Origin of the sequence: Bartonella japonica (assembly GCF_040545385.1) — a bacterium.
In the GTDB taxonomy this organism is placed as follows: domain Bacteria; phylum Pseudomonadota; class Alphaproteobacteria; order Rhizobiales; family Rhizobiaceae; genus Bartonella; species Bartonella japonica.
In genome coordinates, this window is sequence record NZ_JBEPLT010000004.1 from 83,038 (window position 1) to 108,468 (window position 25,431).

General features: G+C 40.1%; 33 protein-coding genes. 1 reads left to right on the forward strand and 32 read right to left on the reverse strand.

The annotated features are described in order from the left end of the window. Positions 1-152: 152 nt before the first annotated feature. The gene (locus ABID39_RS03085; RefSeq protein WP_354185935.1) at positions 153-1,136 is read right to left on the reverse strand and encodes an RluA family pseudouridine synthase; all 984 of its coding nucleotides are present in this window, start codon (positions 1,134-1,136) and stop codon (positions 153-155) included. Between the two features lie 198 nt (positions 1,137-1,334). Between ABID39_RS03085 and ABID39_RS03090 the strand changes: the two genes are divergently transcribed. After that, positions 1,335-3,128 (forward strand): glucan ABC transporter ATP-binding protein/ permease, encoded by a 1,794-nt coding sequence (locus ABID39_RS03090; RefSeq protein WP_354185937.1) that lies wholly within the window; start codon positions 1,335-1,337, stop codon positions 3,126-3,128. A 279-nt stretch (positions 3,129-3,407) separates the two neighbouring features. Here ABID39_RS03090 and alaS read toward each other — a convergent pair whose 3' ends face one another. The 31 genes from alaS to rpsJ form a co-directional block, all read right to left on the reverse strand. After that, complete coding sequence (alaS, locus tag ABID39_RS03095) at positions 3,408-6,071, reverse strand: alanine--tRNA ligase (RefSeq protein ID WP_354185993.1); 2,664 nt, start codon at positions 6,069-6,071, stop codon at positions 3,408-3,410. 217 nt (positions 6,072-6,288) lie between these two features. Further along, positions 6,289-7,332: a recombinase RecA gene (gene recA / locus ABID39_RS03100; RefSeq protein ID WP_354185939.1), complete on the reverse strand. Its 1,044-nt coding sequence runs from the start codon at positions 7,330-7,332 to the stop codon at positions 6,289-6,291. 664 nt (positions 7,333-7,996) lie between these two features. Next, positions 7,997-9,310 (reverse strand): replication-associated recombination protein A, encoded by a 1,314-nt coding sequence (locus ABID39_RS03105; RefSeq protein WP_354185941.1) that lies wholly within the window; start codon positions 9,308-9,310, stop codon positions 7,997-7,999. 7 nt (positions 9,311-9,317) lie between these two features. Beyond that, on the reverse strand, positions 9,318-10,712 hold the full coding sequence (locus ABID39_RS03110; protein ID WP_354185943.1) for a DegQ family serine endoprotease: 1,395 nt from the start codon (positions 10,710-10,712) through the stop codon (positions 9,318-9,320). 271 nt (positions 10,713-10,983) lie between these two features. Next, positions 10,984-11,412 (reverse strand): 50S ribosomal protein L17, encoded by a 429-nt coding sequence (gene rplQ, locus ABID39_RS03115; protein ID WP_354185945.1) that lies wholly within the window; start codon positions 11,410-11,412, stop codon positions 10,984-10,986. Between the two features lie 24 nt (positions 11,413-11,436). Then, entirely contained in the window at positions 11,437-12,450 is a 1,014-nt protein-coding gene (locus ABID39_RS03120; RefSeq protein WP_354185947.1) for a DNA-directed RNA polymerase subunit alpha, read from the reverse strand. Between the two features lie 95 nt (positions 12,451-12,545). After that, on the reverse strand, positions 12,546-12,935 hold the full coding sequence (rpsK, locus tag ABID39_RS03125) for a 30S ribosomal protein S11 (RefSeq protein WP_354185949.1): 390 nt from the start codon (positions 12,933-12,935) through the stop codon (positions 12,546-12,548). A 128-nt stretch (positions 12,936-13,063) separates the two neighbouring features. Beyond that, on the reverse strand, positions 13,064-13,432 hold the full coding sequence (gene rpsM / locus ABID39_RS03130; RefSeq protein ID WP_354185951.1) for a 30S ribosomal protein S13: 369 nt from the start codon (positions 13,430-13,432) through the stop codon (positions 13,064-13,066). A gap of 177 nt (positions 13,433-13,609) precedes the next feature. Beyond that, the gene (locus ABID39_RS03135) at positions 13,610-14,188 is read right to left on the reverse strand and encodes an adenylate kinase (RefSeq protein ID WP_354185953.1); all 579 of its coding nucleotides are present in this window, start codon (positions 14,186-14,188) and stop codon (positions 13,610-13,612) included. Beyond that, positions 14,185-15,531, reverse strand: a complete 1,347-nt coding sequence (gene secY, locus ABID39_RS03140) for a preprotein translocase subunit SecY (RefSeq protein WP_354185955.1) — start codon at positions 15,529-15,531, stop codon at positions 14,185-14,187. Before secY ends, ABID39_RS03135 begins: the two co-directional genes overlap by 4 nt. Positions 15,532-15,687: 156 nt before the next feature. After that, positions 15,688-16,155, reverse strand: a complete 468-nt coding sequence (rplO, locus tag ABID39_RS03145; protein ID WP_354185957.1) for a 50S ribosomal protein L15 — start codon at positions 16,153-16,155, stop codon at positions 15,688-15,690. Positions 16,156-16,175: 20 nt separating this feature from the next. Further along, positions 16,176-16,382: a 50S ribosomal protein L30 gene (gene rpmD / locus ABID39_RS03150; RefSeq protein WP_354185959.1), complete on the reverse strand. Its 207-nt coding sequence runs from the start codon at positions 16,380-16,382 to the stop codon at positions 16,176-16,178. Between the two features lie 32 nt (positions 16,383-16,414). After that, a complete protein-coding gene (gene rpsE / locus ABID39_RS03155; protein ID WP_354185961.1) occupies positions 16,415-16,963 on the reverse strand; it encodes a 30S ribosomal protein S5 in 549 nt (182 codons plus the stop codon). 112 nt (positions 16,964-17,075) lie between these two features. Further along, a complete protein-coding gene (gene rplR, locus ABID39_RS03160; RefSeq protein ID WP_354185963.1) occupies positions 17,076-17,438 on the reverse strand; it encodes a 50S ribosomal protein L18 in 363 nt (120 codons plus the stop codon). Between the two features lie 12 nt (positions 17,439-17,450). After that, positions 17,451-17,984: a 50S ribosomal protein L6 gene (gene rplF, locus ABID39_RS03165; RefSeq protein WP_354185965.1), complete on the reverse strand. Its 534-nt coding sequence runs from the start codon at positions 17,982-17,984 to the stop codon at positions 17,451-17,453. A 38-nt stretch (positions 17,985-18,022) separates the two neighbouring features. After that, positions 18,023-18,421 carry a 30S ribosomal protein S8 gene (gene rpsH / locus ABID39_RS03170; protein WP_354185967.1) on the reverse strand — a complete coding sequence of 133 codons (399 nt, stop codon included), beginning with the start codon at positions 18,419-18,421 and terminating at the stop codon, positions 18,023-18,025. A gap of 14 nt (positions 18,422-18,435) precedes the next feature. After that, positions 18,436-18,741 carry a 30S ribosomal protein S14 gene (rpsN, locus tag ABID39_RS03175; RefSeq protein WP_354185969.1) on the reverse strand — a complete coding sequence of 102 codons (306 nt, stop codon included), beginning with the start codon at positions 18,739-18,741 and terminating at the stop codon, positions 18,436-18,438. A gap of 24 nt (positions 18,742-18,765) precedes the next feature. Continuing rightward, a complete protein-coding gene (gene rplE / locus ABID39_RS03180) occupies positions 18,766-19,323 on the reverse strand; it encodes a 50S ribosomal protein L5 (protein ID WP_354185971.1) in 558 nt (185 codons plus the stop codon). Then, positions 19,316-19,630, reverse strand: coding sequence for a 50S ribosomal protein L24 (rplX, locus tag ABID39_RS03185; RefSeq protein WP_354185973.1), 315 nt, complete (start codon positions 19,628-19,630; stop codon positions 19,316-19,318). Before rplX ends, rplE begins: the two co-directional genes overlap by 8 nt. Before the next feature lie 12 nt (positions 19,631-19,642). Continuing rightward, positions 19,643-20,011: a 50S ribosomal protein L14 gene (gene rplN, locus ABID39_RS03190; RefSeq protein WP_004855715.1), complete on the reverse strand. Its 369-nt coding sequence runs from the start codon at positions 20,009-20,011 to the stop codon at positions 19,643-19,645. Positions 20,012-20,160: 149 nt separating this feature from the next. Further along, entirely contained in the window at positions 20,161-20,400 is a 240-nt protein-coding gene (rpsQ, locus tag ABID39_RS03195; RefSeq protein ID WP_011179543.1) for a 30S ribosomal protein S17, read from the reverse strand. Positions 20,401-20,412: 12 nt separating this feature from the next. Further along, positions 20,413-20,613 (reverse strand): 50S ribosomal protein L29, encoded by a 201-nt coding sequence (gene rpmC, locus ABID39_RS03200; protein ID WP_354185977.1) that lies wholly within the window; start codon positions 20,611-20,613, stop codon positions 20,413-20,415. Between the two features lie 13 nt (positions 20,614-20,626). Next, positions 20,627-21,040, reverse strand: coding sequence for a 50S ribosomal protein L16 (gene rplP / locus ABID39_RS03205; protein WP_336294648.1), 414 nt, complete (start codon positions 21,038-21,040; stop codon positions 20,627-20,629). A gap of 36 nt (positions 21,041-21,076) precedes the next feature. Beyond that, positions 21,077-21,787, reverse strand: coding sequence for a 30S ribosomal protein S3 (rpsC, locus tag ABID39_RS03210; protein ID WP_354185979.1), 711 nt, complete (start codon positions 21,785-21,787; stop codon positions 21,077-21,079). After that, the gene (gene rplV, locus ABID39_RS03215; RefSeq protein WP_354185981.1) at positions 21,787-22,176 is read right to left on the reverse strand and encodes a 50S ribosomal protein L22; all 390 of its coding nucleotides are present in this window, start codon (positions 22,174-22,176) and stop codon (positions 21,787-21,789) included. Before rplV ends, rpsC begins: the two co-directional genes overlap by 1 nt. Before the next feature lie 2 nt (positions 22,177-22,178). After that, the gene (gene rpsS, locus ABID39_RS03220) at positions 22,179-22,457 is read right to left on the reverse strand and encodes a 30S ribosomal protein S19 (protein WP_004855734.1); all 279 of its coding nucleotides are present in this window, start codon (positions 22,455-22,457) and stop codon (positions 22,179-22,181) included. Positions 22,458-22,472: 15 nt separating this feature from the next. Further along, complete coding sequence (gene rplB / locus ABID39_RS03225) at positions 22,473-23,306, reverse strand: 50S ribosomal protein L2 (RefSeq protein WP_354185984.1); 834 nt, start codon at positions 23,304-23,306, stop codon at positions 22,473-22,475. Positions 23,307-23,327: 21 nt separating this feature from the next. Further along, a complete protein-coding gene (locus ABID39_RS03230) occupies positions 23,328-23,621 on the reverse strand; it encodes a 50S ribosomal protein L23 (protein ID WP_354185986.1) in 294 nt (97 codons plus the stop codon). After that, a complete protein-coding gene (gene rplD, locus ABID39_RS03235; RefSeq protein ID WP_354185988.1) occupies positions 23,618-24,238 on the reverse strand; it encodes a 50S ribosomal protein L4 in 621 nt (206 codons plus the stop codon). Before rplD ends, ABID39_RS03230 begins: the two co-directional genes overlap by 4 nt. Beyond that, entirely contained in the window at positions 24,238-24,978 is a 741-nt protein-coding gene (rplC, locus tag ABID39_RS03240) for a 50S ribosomal protein L3 (RefSeq protein ID WP_354185990.1), read from the reverse strand. Before rplC ends, rplD begins: the two co-directional genes overlap by 1 nt. A 26-nt stretch (positions 24,979-25,004) precedes the next feature. Beyond that, the gene (rpsJ, locus tag ABID39_RS03245; RefSeq protein WP_004855744.1) at positions 25,005-25,313 is read right to left on the reverse strand and encodes a 30S ribosomal protein S10; all 309 of its coding nucleotides are present in this window, start codon (positions 25,311-25,313) and stop codon (positions 25,005-25,007) included. Positions 25,314-25,431: the final 118 nt, after the last annotated feature.

Here is a 25,431-nt window from a genome sequence, read left to right on the forward strand (position 1 = left end):
TAAAATAAAAAAACTATAGAAAAAGAATTAATAAAGCTAGCCACAAATTTATCATAAAAGAACACAAATCTTACTCGTTACTTCCATCAAGAGATCCATTCATAATAAATTATACCTGTATACAGCTCATTCAATCTACATAAAAATTTTTATTATTCCGTATCACCATCAATTTCGTTAAAAGCCAAAAGATTAAAGCTTTGTACCATATGAGGTGGTAAAGGTGCGGTGATATCTAATATTTTTCCAGAAGGATGAGGTATACGAATACGGCGTGCGTGAAGATGAAGTCGATTTTGAATTCCTCCTGGTAAATTCCAATTACTATCAGAAAAAAAATACTTTGAATCGCCGATGATAGGATGATCCATATAAGCAGCGTGCACACGCAACTGATGTGTTCTACCTGTATAAGGTTCCATCTCAAGCCAAGAAAGAGCCCGCCCTCGCGTATCAAGAACGCGATAGTAAGAAACTGCATGGTTAGCATTTGGCTCCCCATGTTCACAAACACGCATTTTATCACCTTGTGCAATATTTTCCTTCACTATCCATGTTGAAATTTTATCCTGCTTTTTTTTAGGTACCCCCCGAACCAATGCCCAATAAGTCTTTTTCGTTTCCCGTGTTCTAAAAGCAGCTGTTAAAGCCTGTGCAGCTCCCCTTGACCGAGCAACAATAAGCACACCTGATGTCTCACGATCAAGACGATGAACCAAACGCGGCTTTTCACCTTTTTTGTTACGCCATACCTCCAGCATACTATCCACATGACGGGTTAAACCAGATCCCCCTTGTACTGCTAAACCTGCAGGTTTATTAAAAACAAAGATTTTAGAATCTTCATAGAGTAGCATTTTTTTCAAAACGGTTGCATCATCTTGTCCGCGAAGTGTTTTATCCGTTACAAGAAGACTTTCCCTGTCTTTAACAGGTAAAGGTGGCACACGAACAGTTTGTCCCAGAAAAAGACGCATATCTGCTTTGACACGCCCCCCATCAACCCGTATCTGTCCAGAACGTAGTAATTTTTGTAAATATCCAAATCCAAGTCCTGGATAATGCACTTTAAACCAGCGGTCTAAACGCATTCCATTTTCATCTATCTCAACTTTTTTTATTTCTACGCCTGCCATAAAAGTTCCTTTGCCCATATGATTTTATTTACTAACTTTTGTGCTTTCTCTGTATAAACACAAAGATCTATATCCCATAGTGTTGGCTTTATCACACCATATTACAGCCCGTATCGAAAATTGCATTTTCTTATCATTCAAATTTTATTAGCTCAAAGTTTAGCAATTTTTGCAATAGTTGAGTGGAGATTATCACCTGTGTCTTTATTGAAAACCTATGCTCGTGTCCTCACTTATCTCAACAGAGAAAAAAGTATATCTTCTTTAATCTGTATTGCTAACGTTATGTTGGCAACCATCACCATCGCGGAACCTATTTTATTTGGACGTGTCATTGACTCCATTGCAGAGAAATCAGCAATTATACCTACCCTTACGCTTTGGGTATGCTTTGGTCTTTCTCATATTATTGCTTATGTTCTTATTGCTCGTAGTGCTGACCGCTTAATGCATAGACGCCGCTTAGCTGTTTTAACTGAATCTTTTGGACGTATCATCGCTATGCCTTTAATTTGGCATCACCAGCGTGGAACTTCTAACACTCTTCATACACTTCTACGTGCTGTAGACTGCATGTCAACCATATGGCTTGATTTTATGCGTCAGCATCTCTCGACCCTTGTCACATTATTCATCCTCATTCCTATAGCCTTTAACATGAATTGGCGTCTTTCAACAATTTTAGTACTGCTCGCCATTATCTATGTATTGATTGCACGTTTAGTGATGCGAAAAACAAAAGACGGGCAAGCTGCTGTCGAATGCTATCATCATAATCTTTTTCAACATATTAGTGATTCAATCTCTAACGTTTCCATTGTACAAAGTTATAACCGAATAAAGGAAGAAACTTCAACATTACATCGATATACAAACGATCTTCTTAAAGAACAAAATCCTGTTCTTAACTGGTGGGCTCTTGCAAGCGGTTTAAACCGAATGGCTTCAACCATTTCAATCGTTTGTGTTCTTCTACTTGGTGCTTTTTTTGTAGCAAAAAATCAATTTCGTGTAGGTGAAGTTGTTGCTTTTGTTGGATTTGCACAATTAATGATTAACCGTCTAGATCAAATGAGCAATTTTATTAATTTGACCATATCCTCACAAGCAAAACTACAAGAATTCTTTGCAATGGAAGATTCTACTTTTCATCTCAACGAACCTGAAAACTTGCCCTCTCTCAAAGAGGTTAAAGGAACAGTACAATTCCATCATGTTACCTATAAATTTCCAAATTCTTCTCAAGGTGTTTTTGATATTTCCTTTGAAGTTAAAACAGGACAAACTGTTGCAATTGTAGGACCAACAGGCGCTGGGAAAACAACATTAATCAATCTTTTGCAACGTGTGTACGATCCTACATTTGGGCATATCTCTATTGACGGAATCAATATACGCTCCATTAATCGTGAATCCTTACGCAAATCTTTAGCAACAGTGTTTCAAGACGCTGGACTTTTTAACCGCAGTATTCATGACAACATCTCAATAGGAAGAACAACTGCAACGAATGAAGAACTTTACAACGCAGCAAAAATAGCAGCTGCCCATGATTTTATTTTGAAAAAAGCAGATCGTTACGATACAATAGTTGGTGAGCGTGGATCTCATTTGTCAGGTGGTGAAAGACAAAGATTAGCAATCGCACGCGCTGTTTTAAAAAATGCTCCCATTCTTATTCTAGACGAAGCAACAAGTGCTCTTGATGTCGAAACAGAAGCGCATGTTAAAGAAGCTCTTGAAAGCATAAATCGCAATCGTACTACTTTCATTATAGCTCATCGGCTTTCAACAATACGCAATGCTGATGTTGTACTCTTTCTAGAACATGGTCATTTAATTGAAAAAGGAAGCTTTCAAGAATTAGTCAACAAAGGTGGGCGTTTCTATAAACTCTTAAAAACTGGTGATCTAACAATCACCCCACCAGAAATAAAAGAAAAAGATGAAAACGTAATCCCACTGCAAGAAAATACTTACCTCTATGCCTAGAAGAGTATATTGATTTTATATATTTTAGATTAGAGGTGCGTAAAAAAAACTAGGGCGTAGAAATTTCAAACATACACTCTACAAAGTGCATCCTTTCTTTCGAATTATTGACTAATAAGATTCTAGGTTTTGCAAACTTTATTGTGCAAAGCAATTATTACGGAAAAAGATTCCTTTTCGAAATATTTTCTCGCTATACTCTCTGCCTAACAATTTTTCATTTCTGAAAAAACTTTCTCTTTAAGAGGTTTAAAGATTATGCGCCCAGATGATCAAAAATTATCCCTCAAGAGAATCTTTTAACGCTGTCAGTGCTTCATCAGCCTTATTTCCCTCCGGACCACCAGCCTGTGCCATATCAGGGCGTCCACCGCCACCTTGACCACCAAGAGAAGCTGAAAGAACACGCACAAGATCAACAGCACTGAACCTATCCGTTAAATCATCAGTAACACCGACAACAGCACTTCCCTTACCCTCTTCTGAAATACCGATAAAAGCAATGATCCCAGATCCAATTTGTTTCTTTCCAGAATCGACCAATGCCTTAAGATCCCTTGGTGAAACATTTTGAACAACACGCCCCATAAAAGAAATACCATTGATGATGTGAATATCTTCTTGGCCACTTTTCATTGCTCCATCATTTAGCAACATGTTTTTGCGTATGTCATTTAACTTTTTTTCAAGCTTACGACGATCATCAAGCAAAGTTTGAATACGTTCTTCCACCTCAACAGAAGAAGTTTTTAAAAGATCAGCAATTTCACGTATTCTCTCATTTTGACGACTAAGATGAAGGCGTGCAGCTGTACCTGTTAAAGCTTCAATACGACGGACGCCGGCTGCCACAGAACTCTCAGAAACAATATGAATGAAACCAATATCCCCTGTTCTTTCCACGTGTGTTCCCCCACAAAGCTCAACGGACCAATGCTTTTTTAAACCTCCTTGTTCAATCTGATTTCCTATAGAAACAACACGCACTTCATCACCATATTTTTCACCAAATAATGCGATTGCTCCTTCAGAAATTGCATCATCTGTGAGCATAAGCCGTGTTATTACCTCATTATTTTGCAACACAATATCATTTGCTAAATCTTCTATTTTTTTCAATTCTTCTAAAGAAACTAATTTAGGATGAGAAAAATCAAAACGCAATCTATCCGGAGATACCAGAGAACCTTTTTGTGTAACATGAACCCCTAATACTTGACGTAAAGCTTCATGTAATAAATGAGTAGCAGAATGATTTGCACGAATTTTTTTACGGCGAATAACATCAACTCTTAATTCTACACAATCAGACGTCTTTGCCTGACCAAATTTAACTTCTCCAATATGAACAAAAACCCCATCCCCCTTTTTCTGAGTATCATGGACTTCAAAAATAAAATTTTTACTAGAAATAATACCGCTGTCACCAACCTGCCCACCAGATTCACCATAAAAGGGTGTCTGATTTACAACAAGAAATGCTTTTTGTCCTGAAGAAATATGATCAACAATTTTACCATCAAAGACAAGAGCTGTTATAATGCCTTCAGCTTTTTCTTCTTTATAACCCAAAAATTCTGTAGCGCCCACTTGATCACGAACAGAAAACCAAATTGTTTCTGTTACAGCTTCACCAGAGCCAGACCAATTGGCACGTGCTTCTTTTTTTTGACGCTCCATCGCTTTATCAAAAGCATCAACATCAACAAATATTCCACGACGCCGAAGAACATCTTGTGTTAAATCAAGTGGAAAACCATAGGTATCATAAAGTTTAAAGGCAACCTCACCATTTAAATGATCTCCTTCTGTAAGATGAGTACTTGCTTCATTCAACAAACTAAGTCCCCGATCAAGCGTTTTACGAAAACGCATCTCTTCCAATTTCAAGACTTCTGAAATCAAAGATTCAGCTCGCACCAACTCAGGATAAGCTTGCCCCATTTCACGGATTAAAGCAGGCAAAAGACGCCACATCAATGGTTCCTTAACCCCAAGAAGATGAGCATGACGCATAGCACGACGCATAATACGACGTAAAACATATCCCCTCCCTTCATTGGAAGGAAGAACACCATCAGCAATCAAAAACGCACATGAACGAAGATGATCAGCAATCACACGATGACTTGCAACAAAATCACCCGTTGCCTTAACCCCTGTTATTTCTTGTGATGCACCAATTAATGTACGAAAAAGATCAATATCATAATTATCATGAACGCCTTGTAAAACCGCAGCAATCCGCTCTAATCCCATCCCTGTGTCAATAGAAGGGTGAGGTAATTCAACGCGATTCTCCTTATCCACTTGCTTATATTGCATAAAAACAAGATTCCAAATCTCAATAAAGCGATCCCCATCTTCTTCCTTACTTCCAGGCGGACCTCCCCAGATTTTATCACCATGGTCATAAAAAATCTCTGAACAAGGACCGCAAGGGCCTGTATCTCCCATAGCCCAAAAATTATCCGATGTTGCAATACGAATGATTTTTTCGTTTGGCAGACCTGAAATTTTACGCCATAATTCAGCAGAAACATCATCACTATGATAAACTGTCACCAACAATTTATCTTTTGGAAGACAGAATTCTTTTGTCAAAAGATTCCATGATAACAAAATAGCTTCTTCTTTAAAGTAATCACCAAAAGAAAAATTCCCCAGCATTTCAAAAAATGTATGATGACGTGCCGTGTAACCAACATTATCAAGATCATTATGCTTTCCACCCGCACGAACACATTTCTGCGCCGTTGTTACCTGTCTATAAGGATACTGCTCAAGTCCAGTAAAAACATTTTTAAACTGTACCATTCCTGCATTTGTAAACATAAGCGTAGGATCATTACGTGGAACAAGTGGACTAGAAGAAAGAACTTTATGTCCATGACGATGAAAATAATCTAGGAAAGTTGACCGTATGTTATTAACACTATTCATATTTCTACCTGCTAAATACAGCACAAAACCATAAAGGCTTCCCCTCCTCATTAAATACCCTCTTTGCCACGCCTAGAGTCAATTTAATCAAAGAGTGGAATATTTATTCAAAAAAGCTTAGAAATAAGCGATCTTATATTTAAAAACTCGATAAAACCAAAACAGAAAAAATTTTAAATGTTTTAAATGAAGGAATTGTACTCGAATAAAAATTCCATCAAATTTCTTCATCGCTCTCTGCAATTTCTGATCCTGTATTTTCTAACAACTCAATAGCAATTAAACCAGCATTTTGACGTAAAGCCGCTTCAATTTCTGTAGCTATTTCTGCATGTTCACGTAAAAATTGCTTAGCATTTTCTCGTCCTTGTCCCAAACGTTGAGAATTATAAGAAAACCACGAGCCAGATTTTTCCACTATGCCAACTTTGACTCCCAAATCAATCAACTCCCCCAATTTGGAAATACCCTCACCATAAATAATATCAAACTCAACTTGTTTGAATGGAGGAGCCAACTTATTTTTCACTACTTTAACACGTGTCTGATTGCCAACAATCATATCCCGATCCTTAATAGATCCAATGCGACGAATATCCAAACGAACAGAAGCATAAAACTTTAAGGCATTCCCACCTGTTGTTGTTTCAGGAGAACCAAACATCACACCAATTTTCATACGAATTTGATTGATAAAGATTACCATACAATTAGAACGAAAAATTGACGCTGTTAATTTTCGCAAAGCTTTACTCATTAAGCGTGCTTGTAATCCAGGTAAAGCATCACCCATCTCACCATCAATTTCCGCACGTGGTGTTAAAGCTGCTACAGAATCAACAACAAGCACATCAACAGCACCAGAACGAACTAACGTTTCTGTAATTTCTAATGCCTGTTCACCGGTGTCTGGCTGAGAAATAAATAAGTTCTCTAAATTAACCCCAAGCTTACGTGCATAAATAGGATCAAGAGCATGTTCTGCATCAATAAAAGCACAAACCCCACCACTTTTCTGTGCTTCAGCAATAGCATGAAGAGCCAATGTTGTTTTTCCAGAACTTTCTGGTCCATAAATCTCAATGATACGCCCTTTTGGCAATCCTCCGACACCCAAAGCTATATCCAAGGATAATGACCCCGTTGGAATTGTTTCAATTTCAACAACCTGCTCTTTTTGTCCAAGACGCATAATCGAGCCTTTACCAAAAGAACGTTCAATTTGTGATAGAGCAGCATCGAGAGCTTTTGTTTTATCCACGACTACATCCTTGATCAATACATAATAACCCAATATCCAGTTTACACTGTTCTTTTAACTCAACTAAAGCCTTGATTTTAGATTTTCACAAACTATTTCTATTCTTCTCAGCATATCTATCCACAATCTCTCATGAGCATGCATAAAAAGCTTTTCATTTTATGATACATAAAAAAACTTCAATGAGACATCTCTAAGAAAAAAACAGAAATATATATAACGCTCCTCCAAAAAAGAAACAATTTAAATGCAGTATCTTTCTTCAACACCAGCTTCGATTGCTGATTCCATAATGATATCGATTGTTTCTACATCCTCATCCCTTGAGCATTTCTCTTTCATACAATAAAGAATCTCAACTCTCTTTATCTCAATACCTCATTCTTGGCACCCTATGAATCTATCATTAATCAATTTCAAAATTCCGCGTTAAACTTAAACCATTAAATATAGAACAACCTATAAATTATAGCTCAAAACATTTATTCAAATTTAGTTTAAGCATATATGAAGCTCTGAAGTATCAAAAAGAAAATCTTCTTACTTTATAAAAAACAATAAACTTTATAAATATACACTCAATTATCAATGATAACGATAATCATAGAATGAGAATAAAATCAACCTGACAACGACACAAAACTCCTATCTCAACGAAACTTCTTTATTGACCTCGTTTTTGTCGCAATTTTTCCCACCACTCAAGACGTTTTATAATCTCACGCTCAAAACCACGTTCTTGTGGTTTATAATAAATCTGACGCCCAAGCTGTTCTGGAAAATATTCCTGTCCTGAAAAAGCATTTGGCTCATCATGATCATAACGATAACCGTGACCATATCCTTCTTCTTTCATAAATTTCGTAGGCGCATTAAGGATATGCCTAGGAGGAGGCAAAGAACCATTTTTGCGAGCACAATTCATAGCTGCTTTGTAAGCAAGATATGCTGCATTTGATTTTGGTGCTGTTGCAACATAAAGACATGCTTGCGCTAAAGCTAGCTCTCCTTCTGGTGAACCTAAATACTCATAGGCATCTTTCGCAGCATTACAAATAACCAAAGCTTGCGGATCAGCCAAACCAACATCTTCAATAGCCATACGAACCAATCTTCGTCCAATATACAGAGGATCTTCACCGGCAACAAACATACGTGCTAAATAATAAAGAGCGGCGTCAGGATCAGATCCACGAACTGATTTATGCAATGCTGAAATAAGATTATAGTGCCCATCTCGCCCTTTATCATAAATCGGTGCACGACGTTGAATAATTTCTTGCAAAGAAAGAGCATCAAATATCTCCCCTGGTTGTGCAGCACTCCACACTTCCTCTACCAATGTTAATGCTGCCCTTGCATCTCCATCAGACATTCCTATCAAAACATCTCTGGCAGCAGCATCCAACGGGAGAAGCTTTCCTTCTACTTCTTCAGCACGTTTCAAAAGCTTTTCCAAACTTTCATTGTTATGCGGAAAAAATGACAAAACACGTGCACGAGAAAGAAGGGCAGCATTAAGTTCAAATGAGGGATTCTCTGTTGTTGCCCCTACAAGAATAACAGTACCATCTTCTATGATAGGAAGAAAACTATCTTGCTGAGCACGATTAAATCGATGAATTTCGTCAACAAACAAAAGCGTTTGTCTTCCAGACATAAAGTGCATCTGAGCACTTTCAAAAATCTTCTTAAGCTCAGAAACTCCAGTAAAAATAGCAGAAATTTGCTCAAAAATAAAACTTGTTTCAAGCGCTAATAATCGCGCAACCGTTGTTTTTCCCGTGCCAGGAGGCCCCCAAAAAATCATCGAACCAATTGAGCCAGTTGCCAGCATACGCGAAAGCACCCCTGTCTCTCCAAGCAAATGTTCTTGTCCCATTACTTCACTGAGAGAACGAGGACGCATTCTTTCTGCAAGCGGACGATTTTTATTAACTTGGAGATCAGAAGATGAAGTAAAAAAATCTTTATTCAAAAAAACCTCAGCGAATAAACTGACGAATATACATACCACCACGTTCATATTCTAATTGCCACATATTGGGGCGACCTTGCATAAGAATTTTTTTTAACTGACTCACTGTTTGAACCTTATGTCCATTAACAACACGCAAAACATCTCCTGGACGAAAAATACCTGCTGCATTACTCATATTATCAACATTAGTAATCACCACACCTCTTGTAGAAATAGGAAGATGAAAATGCTGACTATTTTGCGGTGTTAAATCCAATATTTCAGCACCAGAAAGAGGACCTTCACCAGTAATTTTTTCAGACTTCGAAAATGCAGATTCCGATATTGACGAAACCACTATTTTTGTCTTTAAAGTCTTTCCACTTCGGAAATATTCTAAATCAAGACTTTGTCCAGTGCCAGCTGTCATCAAACGATATCCAAGACCATCTGGATTATCAATGCGGGCCCCTTGCATACTCAAAACAACATCGCCTACTTTCAAACCAGCTTTCGCAGCAGGACTATCTTTGATAATTTCAATAACAAGAGCACCATAGGGATGTTCTAAACCTAAACCACTCGCAATATCAGGTGTAACATTTTGAAAAGATGCACCAATATAAGGTGGTACAAAATATTTTCCACCATTTTTAACAGTATCCAGCATCACTTTCACAAGATTTGCTGGAATAGCAAAACCAATTCCTACGGAACCACCTGAACGTGAATAAATAGCCGTATTAATCCCTATGAGATGTCCTTTCATATCAATCAAAGCACCACCAGAGTTTCCTGGATTAATAGCAGCATCTGTCTGAATAAAAAAATCAAAATCAGAAATACCAACACGTGTACGCGCTTGTGCTGAAACAATACCACTGGTAACTGTTTGACCAACACCAAAAGGATTACCAATTGCTAAAACAAGATCACCAACTTCAACGGTATCAGAATCTCCCAAAGGAATAACAGGAAACTTCTCATCCTTTATATTAATTTCAAGCACAGCAATATCTGTTGCTTCATCTTTTAGCATAACTCTACTATCAAACTCCCGCCCATCTGAAAGAGCAACTTTGATTTCGCTGGCATCCTTAATGACATGGTAATTTGTAACGATCAAACCACGTGGATCAACAATCACCCCAGATCCTAATGAAGATTGCTTACGTACAGGTAAATTGTTTTGAAAACGGCTAAAAAATTGCTCAAAAAATGGGTCACCGTCAAAGGGTGAACGAGCTCTAATTTGCCGAGCAGCATAAATATTTACAACAGATGGAATAGCCTTTTTTACCAAAGGAGAAAATGAAAGAGTGATTTCTTTTTGTGTTTGCGGAATTTGAGCATACGCGCAATGAAAAGATATATGTACCATTATAGCTCCAAAAAGCCACGCCAAAAGAGAATACCTCATGCCTCACTCCTCTTTAAAAGTAATCCACTTTTTCATAGTAATAGGATAAGAAATCTCCTTATCCTCCACAAGCTAAGGATTTTCATTAATATTTATAATGGAGAAAAAAACAACCACTTGAACAGTAAATATTATAAAAATAAAATAATTCAATATATGGTAATCTTCCATCAATGTTTCACTTTTGAAAACATTGACCTAGAATATCTATAAAAAAACCGCCATAAAAAGGCGGCTTCTTCAAATCTCAAGAAAAGAAAACACTTTATTTTTATGAAGAAACTTCTTTTTGATTTTCAGAATCTTCCGTGCGTACACGATCTATAGCGCCCTTTGCATCAATATCACGATCAACAAACTCAATAACGGCCATAGGAGCATTATCACCAGTACGAAAACCTGCTTTCATGATACGTAAATACCCACCGTTGCGTGATGCATAACGTGGCGCAAGCGTATCAAATAATTTCGCAACCTTCCCTGTATCACGAAGAGATGCAATAGCTTGTCGACGTGCATGCAACCCCCCACGTTTGCCTAATGTCACTAATTTTTCAACAATAGGACGAATTTCTTTAGCCTTTGGAAGCGTTGTCACAATCTGCTCATGCTCGATCAGCGAAATCGCCATATTTGCAAACATCGCTTTACGGTGACTGGCAGTCCGGTTCAACTTGCGGCCTGACTTACTATGGCGCATGAGTCTTCTCCTTAAATTCTAACTTTAAAACTGATCTTCATAACGTTTAGCAAGATCATCAATGTTTTCAGGAGGCCATGCAGAGATCTCCATACCAAGATGCAATCCCATACATGCCAAAACTTCTTTAATCTCATTCAACGATTTGCGTCCAAAATTTGGTGTTCGAAGCATTTCAGATTCTGTTTTTTGAATAAGATCACCGATATAAACAATATTATCATTCTTAAGACAATTTGCCGAACGAACTGAAAGCTCCAACTCATCCACTTTTTTGAGAAGTGCAGGATTAAAAGAAAGTTCAGAATCAGGCTCTTCCACATCATCCTTTTCTGGCTCTTCAAAATTAACAAACAACGCCAATTGATCTTGAAGAATACGTGCTGCAAAAGCAACTGCATCCTCTCCATTAACAGCACCATTGGTTTCAATCGTAAGCGTTAATTTATCATAATCTAGAACTTGACCTTCACGCGTATTTTCTACTTTATAAGATACTTTACGAATTGGTGAATAAAGGCTGTCAATCGGAATAAGCCCTATCCGCCCATCATCAACACAATTGCGATCAGATGGAACATAACCTTTCCCTGTATTAACAATAAACTCCATACGAATTTCAGCATCTTCATCAAGGGTGCAGATAACATGCTCTGGATTCAAAATAACCATATCCCCAACAACACTGATATCTCCGGCTTTTATAACGCCTGGACCCTCTTTAGAGATAACAACCCGTTTCGGCCCCTCTTCTTCCATACGAAGAGCAATTTCTTTAATATTAAGGATAATATCTGTCACATCCTCCCGAACACCCGGAATGGATGAAAATTCGTGCAATACACCATCAATCTGCACAGCAGTAATGGCCGCCCCCCGCAACGAAGACAACAATACGCGACGAAGCGCATTTCCCAACGTCAAACCAAAGCCACGCTCAAGAGGCTCCACAATCATGCTTGACACATTTGAATTATCATGCCTAAAAAATTCAACCTTATTGGGCTTAATCAGTTCCTGCCAGTTTTTCTGGATCATATTTTTATTCCCGTTCTTTAGTTCCGCCACCATTCAATCGTAACGGCCAATGTGAACATCAGAGAAATCTCTGACAACAAAAAAACAATACCCAATTAAACACGCCGCCTTTTTCGTGGACGGCATCCATTATGAGGAATTGGTGTTACATCGCGAATAGAAGTAATAATAAAACCGACAGACTGCAATGCACGCAAAGCAGACTCACGGCCTGAGCCAGGTCCACAAACTTCAACTTCCAAAGAACGCATACCATGTTCTTGTGCTTTTCTAGCGCAATCCTCTGCCGCAACTTGCGCTGCAAAAGGCGTAGATTTTCGCGAACCTTTAAATCCCTGGGCACCAGCAGACGACCAAGCAATCGTATTTCCTTGAGCATCAGTAATGGTTATCATTGTATTGTTAAATGTTGAATTGATATGAACAACACCTGACGAAATATTCTTACGTTCGCGACGACGAACACGTGTGGCTTCTTTGGCCATAGCTTTCCTTTCAACGATCTCTTTACTGCCGTAACACCAGCAGCTCCACCTTCTTTATCCTTGTTAAAAATTTTAACAAGAAATGAAATATGTAATAAACATGCCTCTTTAGTAAACTAAAGAGATTACTATTTCTTCTTACCAGCAATTGCCTTAGCTGGACCTTTACGCGTGCGCGCATTTGTATGCGTACGCTGTCCACGAACGGGCAAAGAACGGCGATGACGTAAACCACGATAACAACCAAGATCCATCAAACGCTTAACATTCATCGCAACTTCACGACGAAGATCACCTTCAACTTGATAACCTTGATCTATTGCTTCACGAATTTGCAATACTTCTGCATCCGAAAGCTCATGTACACGACGGCCCGCAGGAATGCCAACTTTTTTAGTAATTTCTTGAGCAAATTTTGGTCCGATCCCGTGGATATATTGAAGCGCAATAATTACACGCTTATTTGTCGGGATGTTGACGCCAGCAATACGAGCCACGCCTATTCTCCTTGGTTATATTGACAATTAACCATAAAATACCTGATGTATCTTATAGAAAAATAATCCGGTATACATATATTCCGAATCCAACTACTTTAGTAAAATAAATTAAAGCATTTTCTGATAGATTTTATCCAAAAAGTCAACACTTTTCATTTATTTCTAAAAATTTTCTTATTGAAGAAACTTTCTAATTATACGTGATACCTCAACAATATCAATCATTCCATCAACGACCTTCAATAATCCCTTTTCTAAATAAAATTTTGATAGAGGCGCTGTTTTTTCATGGTATTCCGCCAATCGCTTGGCAAAAGCAACAGGATTATCATCAGAACGGGTCTGTCCACCAGCAGACACTGTCTCATGAACACGCCTTTTCATTCGCTCAATCAACACATCCTCATCGACACTTAGCTCGATAACAGCATCAAGCTGCATATTTTTCGATTGCAAAATTTCTTGTAAAGCTTCTGCCTGTCCCACAGTTCGTGGGTACCCATCTAAGACAAAACCGTTCACACAATCACTTTCATCAATTCGATCCGATACAATTTGGTTAACAATGCCATCAGATATTAAAGCACCAGAGCTCATAATATCTTTAGCTTTCTTACCAATTTCCGTTTCTCTTGTAGCAACTTCACGTAATATATCACCTGTCGATAACTGAGGGACATTATATAGCTCAGTTAACATTTTTGCCTGTGTACCTTTCCCCGCCCCAGGAGGTCCTAAAAGAACAATTCTCATCGATTCCGCTTACCTCCACGAAGTTTCGACTTTTTAATCAGTCCTTCATATTGGTGTGCAACAAGATGTCCCTGAATTTGAGCAACAGTATCAAGCGTAACAGTAACAACAATCAACAAAGAGGTTCCCCCAAGATAAAAAGGAACCTGCAGCGCAGATATCATAAACTCAGGCAGCAAACAAACCAAAATAATGTAAATTGCCCCTACAACAGTAATACGCGTCAAAACATAATCAAGATATTCAGCTGTACGTTCACCAGGGCGAATTCCAGGAATAAAACCAGAATGCTTTTTCAGCTGATCCGCTGTATCACTTGGATTAAATACAATAGCCGTATAAAAAAAACAGAAAAACGCCATCAATAGCGCATAAACAAACATATAAAGTGGCTGTCCGTGACCAAGAGAATAAGAAATGGACTGAACCCATTGTGGCATTGTGCTAGAAAAGTTATTAACAGTCGCAGGTAACAACAACAAAGATGAAGCAAAAATTGGCGGAATAACACCAGCAGTATTGAGCTTTAAAGGAAGATGCGACATATCACCTTGAAACATTTGGTTACCAACTTGACGTTTTGGATATTGAATAAGAATTCTCCGTTGCGCACGCTCTACAAAAACAATAATTCCTATAACAGAAACAGCAATAAGAACGATTGCTATCAACAAAAAAGTTGATAAATCAGCTTGGCTATGAGCAGTCAAAAGTTGAGCAAAAGTAGAAGGCAGATTAGCCACAATACCTGAAAAAATGATGAGAGAAATCCCATTCCCGACACCGCGTGACGTAATCTGTTCACCAAGCCACATCAAAAACATCGTCCCACCAACAAGTGTAATGACAGAAGAAATGCGAAACATGAGACCCGGCTCCACAACAATTTGAAGACCTGTTCCTATACCAGTTTCAAGTGCAACTGCGATACCAAAAGCTTGCAATATTGCCAATACCACTGTTACATAGCGGGTATACTGGTTAATAACTTTACGCCCGACCTCACCTTCTTTCTTGAGAGTTTCCAACGAAGGAATAATTGAAGTGAGCAACTGAACAATAATCGAGGCTGAGATATAAGGCATAATTCCTAGCGCAAAAATCGCCATGCGCCCGACAGCTCCCCCAGCAAACATATTAAACAACCCCAAAACACCAGATGCATGATGCTCAAACGTCTGCCGTAAAGAATCTATATTAATACCGGGAAGGGAAATATAAGTACCAAAACGATACACGAGAAGCGCAGTTAAAGTAAACAAAATGCGCTTTTTCAATTCGGTCGCACGTGAAAAAGTTCCGAAGTTCATATTAGAAGCAAATTGCTCTGCTGCTGATGCCATAAAATGTCTCCACCACTCCAATTCTTTAAAATTACAGCAGTATAACCTGAAAAAACCATACTACATAATAAATATAAAACTTAAAGAATTCTCCACAAAAGATATCGCCCCAACACAGTACATACGTACTTTTAGAACATCACTTACCCCCCAAAATTACTGTACAACCTTAGGGGAAATAACCTGACCACCAGCTTTTTCAATCTTAATACGAGCAGCCTTAGAAGCACCAGAAACATGAAATATAATCTTTGCTTTCAAATCACCATCAGAAAGAAGACGTACCCCATTTTTCATACGCCGAATAATACCAGCCTCTTTTAAGGCAACAATATCAACAGTTTTTTCAATATTCAACTTACCAGCATCAACCGCCAACTGAACACGTCCTAACGAAACCTCATTATAAGCCTTAGCAAAAAAATTTCTAAATCCACGCTTTGGTAAACGACGATAAATAGGCATTTGCCCACCTTCGAAACCATTAAGTGAAACACCAGAACGTGACTTTTGTCCTTTTACACCACGACCACCAGTTTTACCAATACCGGAACCAATACCACGCCCAACACGTTTACGATTTCTTGTTGCACCTTCACGATCACGTAGTTCATTGAGTTTCATATCTTATACTCCCGCAACCTTTAACCTTCATCCACAATGCGAACAAGATGCCGAACTTTAGCAATCATTCCTCGAACACAAAGTGTATCCTCTAAAACACGCCGCCGCCGCATCTTATTTAACCCAAGCCCCTTCAAGGTCGCACGCTGAACCTGTGGATTCCGAATCGGACTTCCAATTTGTTCGACTGTTATAGTCCTACTACTCTGAGATTTTTTCTGAACCATTTTCTAATTCCTTATTCTGACAATCTCAGAAACTACCCTTCTGCATCAACTAAATGTTGACGACGTGCCTGCAAAGTCGAATATTTAATACCACGCTGCGCAGCAATATCTCTAGGATGCATTTGATGTTTTAGCGCATCAAAAGTTGCACGCACCATATTATAAGGATTAGACGACCCTAGTGACTTTGCAACAACATCCTGCATACCAAGAGTCTCAAAAACAGCACGCATCGGCCCCCCAGCAATAATACCAGTACCAGCAGAAGCTGAACGCAGCAAAACACGACCTGCCCCGTGACGACCTTCAAGATCATGATGCAATGTACGCCCAGACCGAAGCGGAACATAAATCATGCTACGCTTTGCAGCTTCTGTAGCTTTACGAACTGCTTCCGGCACTTCACGCGCCTTCCCATGACCAAATCCCACGCGCCCCTTTTGATCTCCAACAACAACAAGAGCAGCAAAACCAAAACGCCGACCACCCTTCACAACTTTAGCAACACGGTTGATATGAACAAGTCTATCGACAAATTCACTATCCCGCTCATCTCGTTCACCACGTTCTTTCTGTGCCATTCCTCATTCCTTTTTCTTTTCCGGAAGCACCACAACAAAGTCTCCTCATCAAACAAGAGGAACTTACACGAAATACACTAAAAACCTCATTATTCAAACTAAATAAGGTATTTTAGAAGCTTAAACCACCTTCACGAGCAGCATCAGCCAAAGCTTTTACTCTACCGTGGTAAACATATGCACCACGATCAAAAACCACTTCCTTCACACCAGCTTTTTTTGCACGCTCAGCAATCAATTTACCAACAGCAAAAGCAGCTTCTTTATCTGAACCACGTTTTAGCGTCTTTTTTAAATCACCTTCAATGGTAGATGCCGAAACAAGCGTACATCCGCGCAAATCATCAATAATTTGAGCATAAATATTTTGATTTGAACGATAGACACTAAGCCGAGGACGATCATTAGAAACCATCTTAATTCTACGGCGAACACGTCGTGCACGACGCTGGATGATATCCTTAGATGAAACCATGACGCAAAATCCTTATTTCTTTTTACCTTCTTTACGGAAGATACGCTCATCTGCATGCTTGACACCCTTACCTTTATAAGGCTCAGGCCTACGATATTCACGAATCTCTGCAGCAACTTGCCCAACTTGTTGTTTATCAATTCCAGAAATAACAATTTCAGTAGGCTTAGGAACCATTACAGTAACACCCGATGGAACTTTATAAATCACATCGTGTGAAAAACCTAATGAAAGCTGAACATCCTTACCTTGCAAAGCAGCACGATAACCAACACCATTAATTTCCAGTCTTTTTTCAAAACCATCCTTCACACCACAAAAAATATTCTCAATCATTGAGCGCGACATTCCCCATTTAGAGCGCGCATCTTTCGATTGATCTCGTGGTAAAACCGATACAACATTTTCTTCAAGCTTGACCAAAACCTCATCACTAACGATGTAGCTTAATTCACCTTTTGGTCCTTTTGCCTTAACCAATTGACCTTCAACAGTTGCTGTAACCCCAGAAGGAACTGAAATGGGCTTTTTTCCAATACGAGACATTGTTCTAACCTATTCTTCTTCTGTTTTCCTAATAGAATTTAGAAAACACGACAAAGTAGTTCTCCACCGACATTCTGTTCACGCGCCTCATGATCAGCCATAACGCCTTTAGGAGTCGATAAAATCGAAATACCAAGACCATTTGCTACTTGAGGAATCGACTTAGCAGAAACATACACACGACGCCCAGGTCTTGAAACACGTGAAATTTCACGAATAGCAGCACAACCTTCAAAATACTTCAACTCAATTTCAATCTCAGACTTTCCATCACCTAAATTGACTTGATTATATCCGCGAATATAACCTTCTGATTGAAGAACTTCAAGAACATGCGCACGAAGCTTCGAAGCAGGTGTAACTACTTTGTTTTTTTTACGACCAAGCGCATTACGAATACGCGTTAACATATCACCAAGAGGATCTGACATAGACATTAAGTAATCTCCTCTCACCAACTAGACTTAACGATGCCCGGAATATGGCCTATAGAACCAAGTTCACGCAATGCAATCCGCGACATTTTTAATTTACGATAATAAGCACGTGGACGCCCCGAAACTTCACACCGATTGCGAACACGAACCTTTGCAGAGTTACGCGGCAATTCTGCCAACTGAACAGAAGCTCGAAAACGCTCTTCAAGAGAAGACTTCTGATCCATAACTATTGCCTTTAAGCGTGCACGACGCGCAGCATAGCGCCTTACCATAACCTCACGACGTTTATTTTTTTCAACGGCACTCACTTTGGCCATAACTTCACCTCGCTACGTTTGCCGTTACGAACGAAAAGGGAAATTAAAAGCACGCAACAATTCACGCGCCTCATCATCCGTTTTTGCTGTCGTACAAACGATAATATCCATGCCCCAAATTTGATCAACTTTATCATAGTTAATTTCCGGAAACACAATGTGTTCTTTGATACCCATAGCAAAATTACCACGACCATCAAAACTTTTTGGATTCAAACCACGAAAGTCACGAACCCGCGGAAGCGCAATTGTAACAAGTCGATCCAAAAACTCAAACATACGATCTTTACGCAACGTAACTTTAGCCCCAAGAGGCATACCTTCACGAACCTTAAAGGTTGCAATAGAGTTGCGCGCACGAGTAACAACAGCCTTCTGACCTGTTATTAATCCTAAATCCTCAGCAGCAATAGATGGCTTTTTAGAATCAGCAGTTGCCTCACCAATTCCCATATTAACCACAATTTTATCAACCCGTGGAATTTGCATCGCATTCTTATAATTAAACTTCTCTTGAAGAGTTTTACGTACGACTTCAAAATAATGCATCTTCATGCGCGGCGTTTGTTTTTCCTCAGCCATCAATCAAATCTCCCGAACGCTTGGCAAAACGAACTTTATTACCATCTGCATTCACACGAAAACCTACACGTGTAGGCTTACCATCCTTAGGATCAGCAATCGCTAAATTAGATAAATGAATCGGAGCTTCCTTAGAAACAATTCCAGCTTCTTGCTTTTGTGTCTGACGCTGATGACGCTTGATCATATTAATCCCACGAACAAAAGCTTTACTCTCCCTCGGCTTTACCTTAATTACTTCACCACTAAATCCTTTATCCTTACCGGATAAAACAACAACTTTGTCACCTTTTCGAATCTTTTGCATGATATCCACCCCTTATAGCACTTCAGGAGCGAGCGAAATGATTTTCATATGATTCCTACCACGAAGTTCGCGAGGAACTGGCCCAAAGATACGTGTACCAATCGGCTCTTTCTTATTATCCACCAAAACAGCAGCATTACTATCAAAACGAATGACACTACCATCTGCGCGACGAATATCCTTAGCAGTACGGACCACTACAGCCTTCATCACATCACCCTTCTTAACACGTCCTCGAGGAATAGCATCCTTAACCGAAACAACAATAATGTCACCGACCGAAGCATATTTTCGCTTTGAACCGCCTAACACCTTGATGCACATGACACGACGAGCACCAGAATTATCAGCAACGTCGAGGTTTGTTTGCATCTGAATCATGACTGGCCACCTTCTCTTAAATATTTACATCCGGTCGCACCCCTAACACATCCGGATCTGCCTGCCAAACAATGATAAAGTTACCGTTTTTAAATCTATCAATGAGAATAAAACCACTGTTAAATTTTAAAACAATAAACCTGATTAAACTACGCTACACTGTCTTTAACAACAATCCAACGCTTATCTTTCGAAATTGGTTTAGATTCCTGAATAGAAATCTGATCTCCAATCTTGAACTGGTTGTTCTCATCATGCGCCTTATACTTTTTAGACTGACGAACAGTCTTTTTGAGAAGTGGATGAGAATAACGGCGCTCCACTTTGACGACTACAGTCTTATCACTCTTGTCGCTAACAACAACACCCTGCAAAATGCGTTTAGGCATCTCTTATTTTCCTTAAACCTTACTTTCATTTATCTTCTGATGAAGAAGAGTTTTTACACGCGCAATATCACGACGAACCTGCCTAACACGTGCCGTCTTTTCCAATTGACCTGTCGCCTTTTGAAAGCGCAAATTAAATTGCTCCTTCTTTAACTTAGCCAATTCATCTTTCATTTGGTCGAGCGTTTGCGCCCGTAGTTCTGTGGCTCTCATCGCTTAACCTCTTTTACTCAGCAATACGCTGGATGAAACGTGTTTTAATAGGCAACTTTGCAGCCCCTAATCTTAACGCCTCACGTGCTACATCCTCAGGGACCCCATCAAGCTCAAACATAACACGCCCAGGTGCAACACGAGCAGCCCAATAATCAACACTCCCCTTACCTTTACCCATACGAACTTCAGTTGGCTTAGATGTAACCGGAAGATCTGGAAAAATACGAATCCACACACGACCAGAACGCTTCATATAACGCGTGATCGCACGACGCGCCGCCTCAATTTGGCGGGCGGTAATCCGTTCCGGCTCAACAGCCTTCAAACCGTAAGCACCGAAATTTAAATCCGTACCACCCTTCGAAACACCGTGAATACGGCCCTTGAACTGTTTACGGAACTTTGTGCGCTTTGGCTGCAACATTGCTCTCTACTCCAAATTTTAGTTCAACCACAAAAATCAAGCATTTTCACGGCGACGATTCGATGAAGCACCAGAATTGTCAGCTTCTGTAGCACGACGTTCTGAAGCCATCGGATCATGCTCGAGGATCTCACCTTTAAAGACCCAAACCTTAACACCACAAATACCGTAAGCAGTTTTAGCCTCTGCTGTACCGTAATCAACATCAGAACGCAAGGTATGAAGAGGAACGCGACCTTCACGATACCACTCCATACGAGCAATTTCAGCACCACCTAAACGACCAGAACAGTTGATACGAATGCCCTCTGCCCCAAGACGCATAGCGGACTGAACCGCACGCTTCATTGCACGTCGAAAAGCAACACGACGCTCTAACTGCTGAGCAATCGATTGTGCAATAATCGTAGCATCAATTTCCGGCTTACGAATTTCCACAATATTCAACGAAGTCTCAGCACTCGTCATCTCTGAAAGCTTACGGCGAAGCTTTTCAATATCAGCACCTTTTTTACCAATAATCAAGCCTGGACGTGCAGAATGAATCGTCACACGACACTTCTTATGAGGACGTTCAATAACAACTTTCGAAATAGCTGCTTGTTTAAGTTCTTCAAGAACATATAGACGAATCTTCAAATCCTCATGAAGAAGACGACCATATTCACCACTATCAGCATACCAACGGGAATCCCAGGTCCGATTAACTCCAAGACGAAGTCCTATTGGATTGATCTTCTGACCCATTATGCGGCCTCCACTTTTTCGGTAACTTCACGAACAATAATAGTAAGATGCGAAAACGGACGTTCAATCCGACTAGCACGTCCACGACCACGGACATGAAAACGCTTCATCACTATCGACTTGCCAACATGGGCCTCTGCAACAATAAGCGAATCAATATCAAGACCGTGGTTATTTTCTGCATTTGCAATCGCTGATTCAAGAGTTTTTTTCACAGTACCTGCAATACGTTTACGCGAAAATGTCAAATCAGCTAATGCAGTATTAACTCCTTTACCACGAATTATCGCAGCAACCAAATTAAGTTTTTGCGGACTAACACGAATCGTCCGAGTGACAGCTTTCGCCTCATTTTCTTTAAGTTGGCGTGGAACCTTAGCTTTTCCCATCCCTATTTCCTCTTCGCTTTCTTATCTGCACCATGACCATAATAAGTCCGGGTGGGAGCGAACTCACCAAACTTATGCCCAACCATCTCTTCAGAAACAGAAACAGGAATATGCTTATTACCGTTGTAAACACCAAAAGTCAAACCAACAAATTGCGGCAAAATAGTAGAGCGACGACTCCATATTTTAATAACTTCATTGCGCCCACTCGCACGAACCTTTTCTGCTTTTCCAAGAAGATAGCCGTCAACAAACGGACCTTTCCAAACTGAACGAACCACTTCAGACTACCTTTCTCATTTTTTGCGCTGATGACGCGTACGCATAATAAACTTATCAGTGGCTTTATTAGAACGCGTACGCTTACCTTTTGTAGGCTTACCCCAAGGAGACACTGGATGACGCCCCCCCGACGTACGACCTTCACCACCACCATGTGGATGATCAACCGGATTCATAGCAACACCACGAACATGCGGACGCTTACCACGCCAACGCGACCGTCCTGCCTTACCATCATTAATATTACCGTGATCAGGATTTGAAACAGCACCAACAGTCGCAAAACAACTACTAGACACCAAACGCTGCTCTCCAGAATTAAGACGAAGGATAGCCATTCCCTGATCTCGTCCAACTAGCTGTGCATAAGTGCCAGCTGAACGTGCAATCTGACCACCTTTTCCCGGTTTCATCTCAACATTATGAATAATCGTACCCACTGGCATATTACCAAGCGGCATAGCATTACCTGGTTTAACATCAACATTTGAACCAGCTATAATAGAATCACCAACCCCAAGGCGCTGTGGCGCAAGAATATAACTTAACTGTCCATCTTCATAACGAACCAATGCAATAAACGCTGTCCTATTCGGATCATATTCTAAACGCTCAACTTTCGCAGGAACATCACGTTTGATACGCTTAAAATCAACAAACCGATAACTACGCTTATGTCCACCACCCTGAAAACGAGCAGTAACCCGACCACGATTATTACGCCCACCTTTTGATGATAACCCCTCAGTTAAAATCTTTACAGGCTTACCCTTATAAAGACAAGAGCGATCGACAATAACAAGTTGACGCTGCCCGGGCGTAGTTGGATTAAAATGCTTAAGTGCCATTATTCTTATCTCCGAGCTCCTCTAAAGACCTGTTGAAACGTCAATAGATTGTCCACTAGCCAAGGTTACGATCGCTTTCTTCACATCACTCTGACAACCAATAACACCCTTGAAACGCTTCACTTTACCCTTGCGAACCATCGTATTAACCGCCTTAACTTTAACGTTAAAAAGCGCTTCAACAGCAGCCTTAATCTCAGGCTTCGTCGCCTTCGGCGCAACATTAAAAGCAACCTGATTATACTCAGAAATCATAGTCGACTTTTCACTAATAACTGGACTAACAATTATATCATAATAGCGAAGATCTGTCATTTAAAACGCTCCTCAAGAGTCTCGACAGCTGCTTTTGACAAAACAAGTTTGCTGCGACGCAAGATATCATAAACATTAATCCCTTGAATTGGCAAAACATCAATATTAGGAATATTAGATGCAGCACAAGAAAAATTCATATCAATTTCTTTTCCACCAATTAAAAGAGCATTATCCAATCCAAGCTTAGAAAAACGAGAAACAAGGATTTTCGTTTTAGCATCCTTAACACTCAGATCATCAACAATAATCAAATCATTTGTCTTCAATTTTGCTGACAAAGCAAGACGTACTCCGAGAGCACGAATTTTTTTAGGAAGATCATGCGCATGGCTACGAACTACCGGACCATGTGCTTTACCACCACCTCGAAACTGTGGCGCACGAGCAGACGAATGTCGAGCACGCCCTGTTCCTTTTTGTTTAAACATCTTTGCTCCAGTCCGCGAAACATCTGAACGCCCCTGTGCTTGATGTGTCCCCTGCTGACGACGAGCAAGTTGCCAACGAACAACACGCTGCAAGATATCTTCACGCGGAACAAGACCAAAAATACTCTCAGAAACCTCTAACTTGCCAGCTTCACGGCCATCAAGAGTTTTAATTACAAGATCCATTATTCGGCTCCCTCAGATTCAGAGATTTCCATCACTGGAGTAACCACTTCCGTTTTTTCTTTCGCAAGTTGGCGAATACCAGCAGGCTTTGGCGCATGACTAGGAAGAGGCTTCTTTACAGCATCTCGCACCAAAATCCAAGCACCCTTAGAACCTGAAACAGCACCACGCACTAAAATTAAACCACGTTCAATATCTGTGGAAATAACTTCAATATTCTGTGTTGTTACACGAACCTGCCCCATATGGCCAGCCATTTTTTTACCCTTAAACACCTTACCCGGATCTTGACACTGTCCCGTAGAACCATGAGCACGATGCGTGATCGAGTTACCATGTGAAGCGCGATGTCCACCAAAATTATGCCGTTTCATAACACCAGCAAAACCTTTACCGATACTCGTACCCGTTACATCAACTCTCTGTCCCGGAACAAAATGCTCCACTGTAATCTCCGTACCAACATCGAGAAGATTTTCAGGACTCACACGAAACTCCGCTACTTTAGCCTTTGGCTCAACAGAAGCCCTAGCAAAATGTCCACGAAGAGCCTGTGAAGTATTTTTAACCTTGGCAAAGCCAACACCTAATTGAACAGCAGTATAACCGTTCTTTTCAACTGTACGCTGGGCAACGACTTGACAATTCTCCAAACGAAGTACTGTGACTGGCACATGCTCACCAGCATCGTTATAAACGCGGGTCATACCCAGCTTCTGTGCTATTACACCTGAACGCATCTGATCGTTCCTTCTGTCCTCAAACTTCAGAGCTTAATTTCCACATCCACACCAGCAGAAAGATCGAGCTTCATAAGCGCATCCACCGTTTGCGGTGTTGGATCAACAATGTCAAGAAGACGCTTATGTGTACGCATTTCAAACTGCTCACGGCTCTTCTTATCGATATGCGGACCACGGTTGACCGTAAACTTCTCAATCCGCGTTGGGAGCGGAATAGGACCACGGACATTCGCACCGGTACGCTTAGCAGTCGACACAATCTCACGCGTCGAAGCATCAAGAATTCTATGGTCAAACGCTTTCAAGCGAATGCGGATATTTTGACTATTCATGCTCTTTTATTTCCCTGTCATGCAAAACATCTTTAACAATAAAGATGTCTTTTATTTACTCAATGATCTTAGAAACGATACCGGCACCAACAGTACGACCACCTTCACGAATAGCAAA

Bases quoted from the DNA above. Each gene is read 5' to 3' on its own strand.
- rplR (WP_354185963.1), bottom strand. From the start codon at position 17,438: ATGGTTTCATCTAAGGATATCATCCAGCGTCGTGCACGACGTGTTCGC.
- rplX (WP_354185973.1), bottom strand. From the start codon at position 19,630: ATGCAAAAGATTCGAAAAGGTGACAAAGTTGTTGTTTTATCCGGTAAG.
- rplN (WP_004855715.1), bottom strand. From the start codon at position 20,011: ATGATTCAGATGCAAACAAACCTCGACGTTGCTGATAATTCTGGTGCT.
- rpsE (WP_354185961.1), bottom strand. From the start codon at position 16,963: ATGGCACAGAAAGAACGTGGTGAACGAGATGAGCGGGATAGTGAATTT.
- ABID39_RS03085 (WP_354185935.1), bottom strand. From the start codon at position 1,136: ATGGCAGGCGTAGAAATAAAAAAAGTTGAGATAGATGAAAATGGAATG.
- rplV (WP_354185981.1), bottom strand. From the start codon at position 22,176: ATGGGAAAAGCTAAGGTTCCACGCCAACTTAAAGAAAATGAGGCGAAA.
- alaS (WP_354185993.1), bottom strand. From the start codon at position 6,071: ATGAATAGTGTTAATAACATACGGTCAACTTTCCTAGATTATTTTCAT.
- ABID39_RS03135 (WP_354185953.1), bottom strand. From the start codon at position 14,188: ATGAGAATTGTTCTTTTAGGACCTCCTGGGGCGGGGAAAGGTACACAG.
- ABID39_RS03120 (WP_354185947.1), bottom strand. From the start codon at position 12,450: ATGATCCAGAAAAACTGGCAGGAACTGATTAAGCCCAATAAGGTTGAA.
- rplB (WP_354185984.1), bottom strand. From the start codon at position 23,306: ATGGCACTTAAGCATTTTAATCCAACTACGCCCGGGCAGCGTCAACTT.
- rpsN (WP_354185969.1), bottom strand. From the start codon at position 18,741: ATGGCCAAAGTGAGTGCCGTTGAAAAAAATAAACGTCGTGAGGTTATG.
- rpsK (WP_354185949.1), bottom strand. From the start codon at position 12,935: ATGGCCAAAGAAGCCACACGTGTTCGTCGTCGCGAACGTAAGAATATT.
- ABID39_RS03110 (WP_354185943.1), bottom strand. From the start codon at position 10,712: ATGAGGTATTCTCTTTTGGCGTGGCTTTTTGGAGCTATAATGGTACAT.
- rplP (WP_336294648.1), bottom strand. From the start codon at position 21,040: ATGTTGCAGCCAAAGCGCACAAAGTTCCGTAAACAGTTCAAGGGCCGT.
- rpsC (WP_354185979.1), bottom strand. From the start codon at position 21,787: ATGGGTCAGAAGATCAATCCAATAGGACTTCGTCTTGGAGTTAATCGG.
- rplE (WP_354185971.1), bottom strand. From the start codon at position 19,323: ATGGCTGAGGAAAAACAAACGCCGCGCATGAAGATGCATTATTTTGAA.
- rpsJ (WP_004855744.1), bottom strand. From the start codon at position 25,313: ATGAATAGTCAAAATATCCGCATTCGCTTGAAAGCGTTTGACCATAGA.
- ABID39_RS03230 (WP_354185986.1), bottom strand. From the start codon at position 23,621: ATGACAGATCTTCGCTATTATGATATAATTGTTAGTCCAGTTATTAGT.
- rplO (WP_354185957.1), bottom strand. From the start codon at position 16,155: ATGAAACTCAATGAACTACGTGATCGTGAAGGTGCAACAAGAAATCGT.
- rpsH (WP_354185967.1), bottom strand. From the start codon at position 18,421: ATGTCTATGTCAGATCCTCTTGGTGATATGTTAACGCGTATTCGTAAT.
- rpsQ (WP_011179543.1), bottom strand. From the start codon at position 20,400: ATGCCTAAACGCATTTTGCAGGGTGTTGTTGTTAGCGACAAGAGTGAT.
- rplQ (WP_354185945.1), bottom strand. From the start codon at position 11,412: ATGCGCCATAGTAAGTCAGGCCGCAAGTTGAACCGGACTGCCAGTCAC.
- rpmC (WP_354185977.1), bottom strand. From the start codon at position 20,613: ATGAGAGCCACAGAACTACGGGCGCAAACGCTCGACCAAATGAAAGAT.
- rplD (WP_354185988.1), bottom strand. From the start codon at position 24,238: ATGGATCTTGTAATTAAAACTCTTGATGGCCGTGAAGCTGGCAAGTTA.
- rplF (WP_354185965.1), bottom strand. From the start codon at position 17,984: ATGTCTCGTATTGGAAAAAAGCCCATTTCAGTTCCTTCTGGGGTTACA.
- rplC (WP_354185990.1), bottom strand. From the start codon at position 24,978: ATGCGTTCAGGTGTAATAGCACAGAAGCTGGGTATGACCCGCGTTTAT.
- secY (WP_354185955.1), bottom strand. From the start codon at position 15,531: ATGGCATCAGCAGCAGAGCAATTTGCTTCTAATATGAACTTCGGAACT.
- rpmD (WP_354185959.1), bottom strand. From the start codon at position 16,382: ATGGTTCAGAAAAAATCTCAGAGTAGTAGGACTATAACAGTCGAACAA.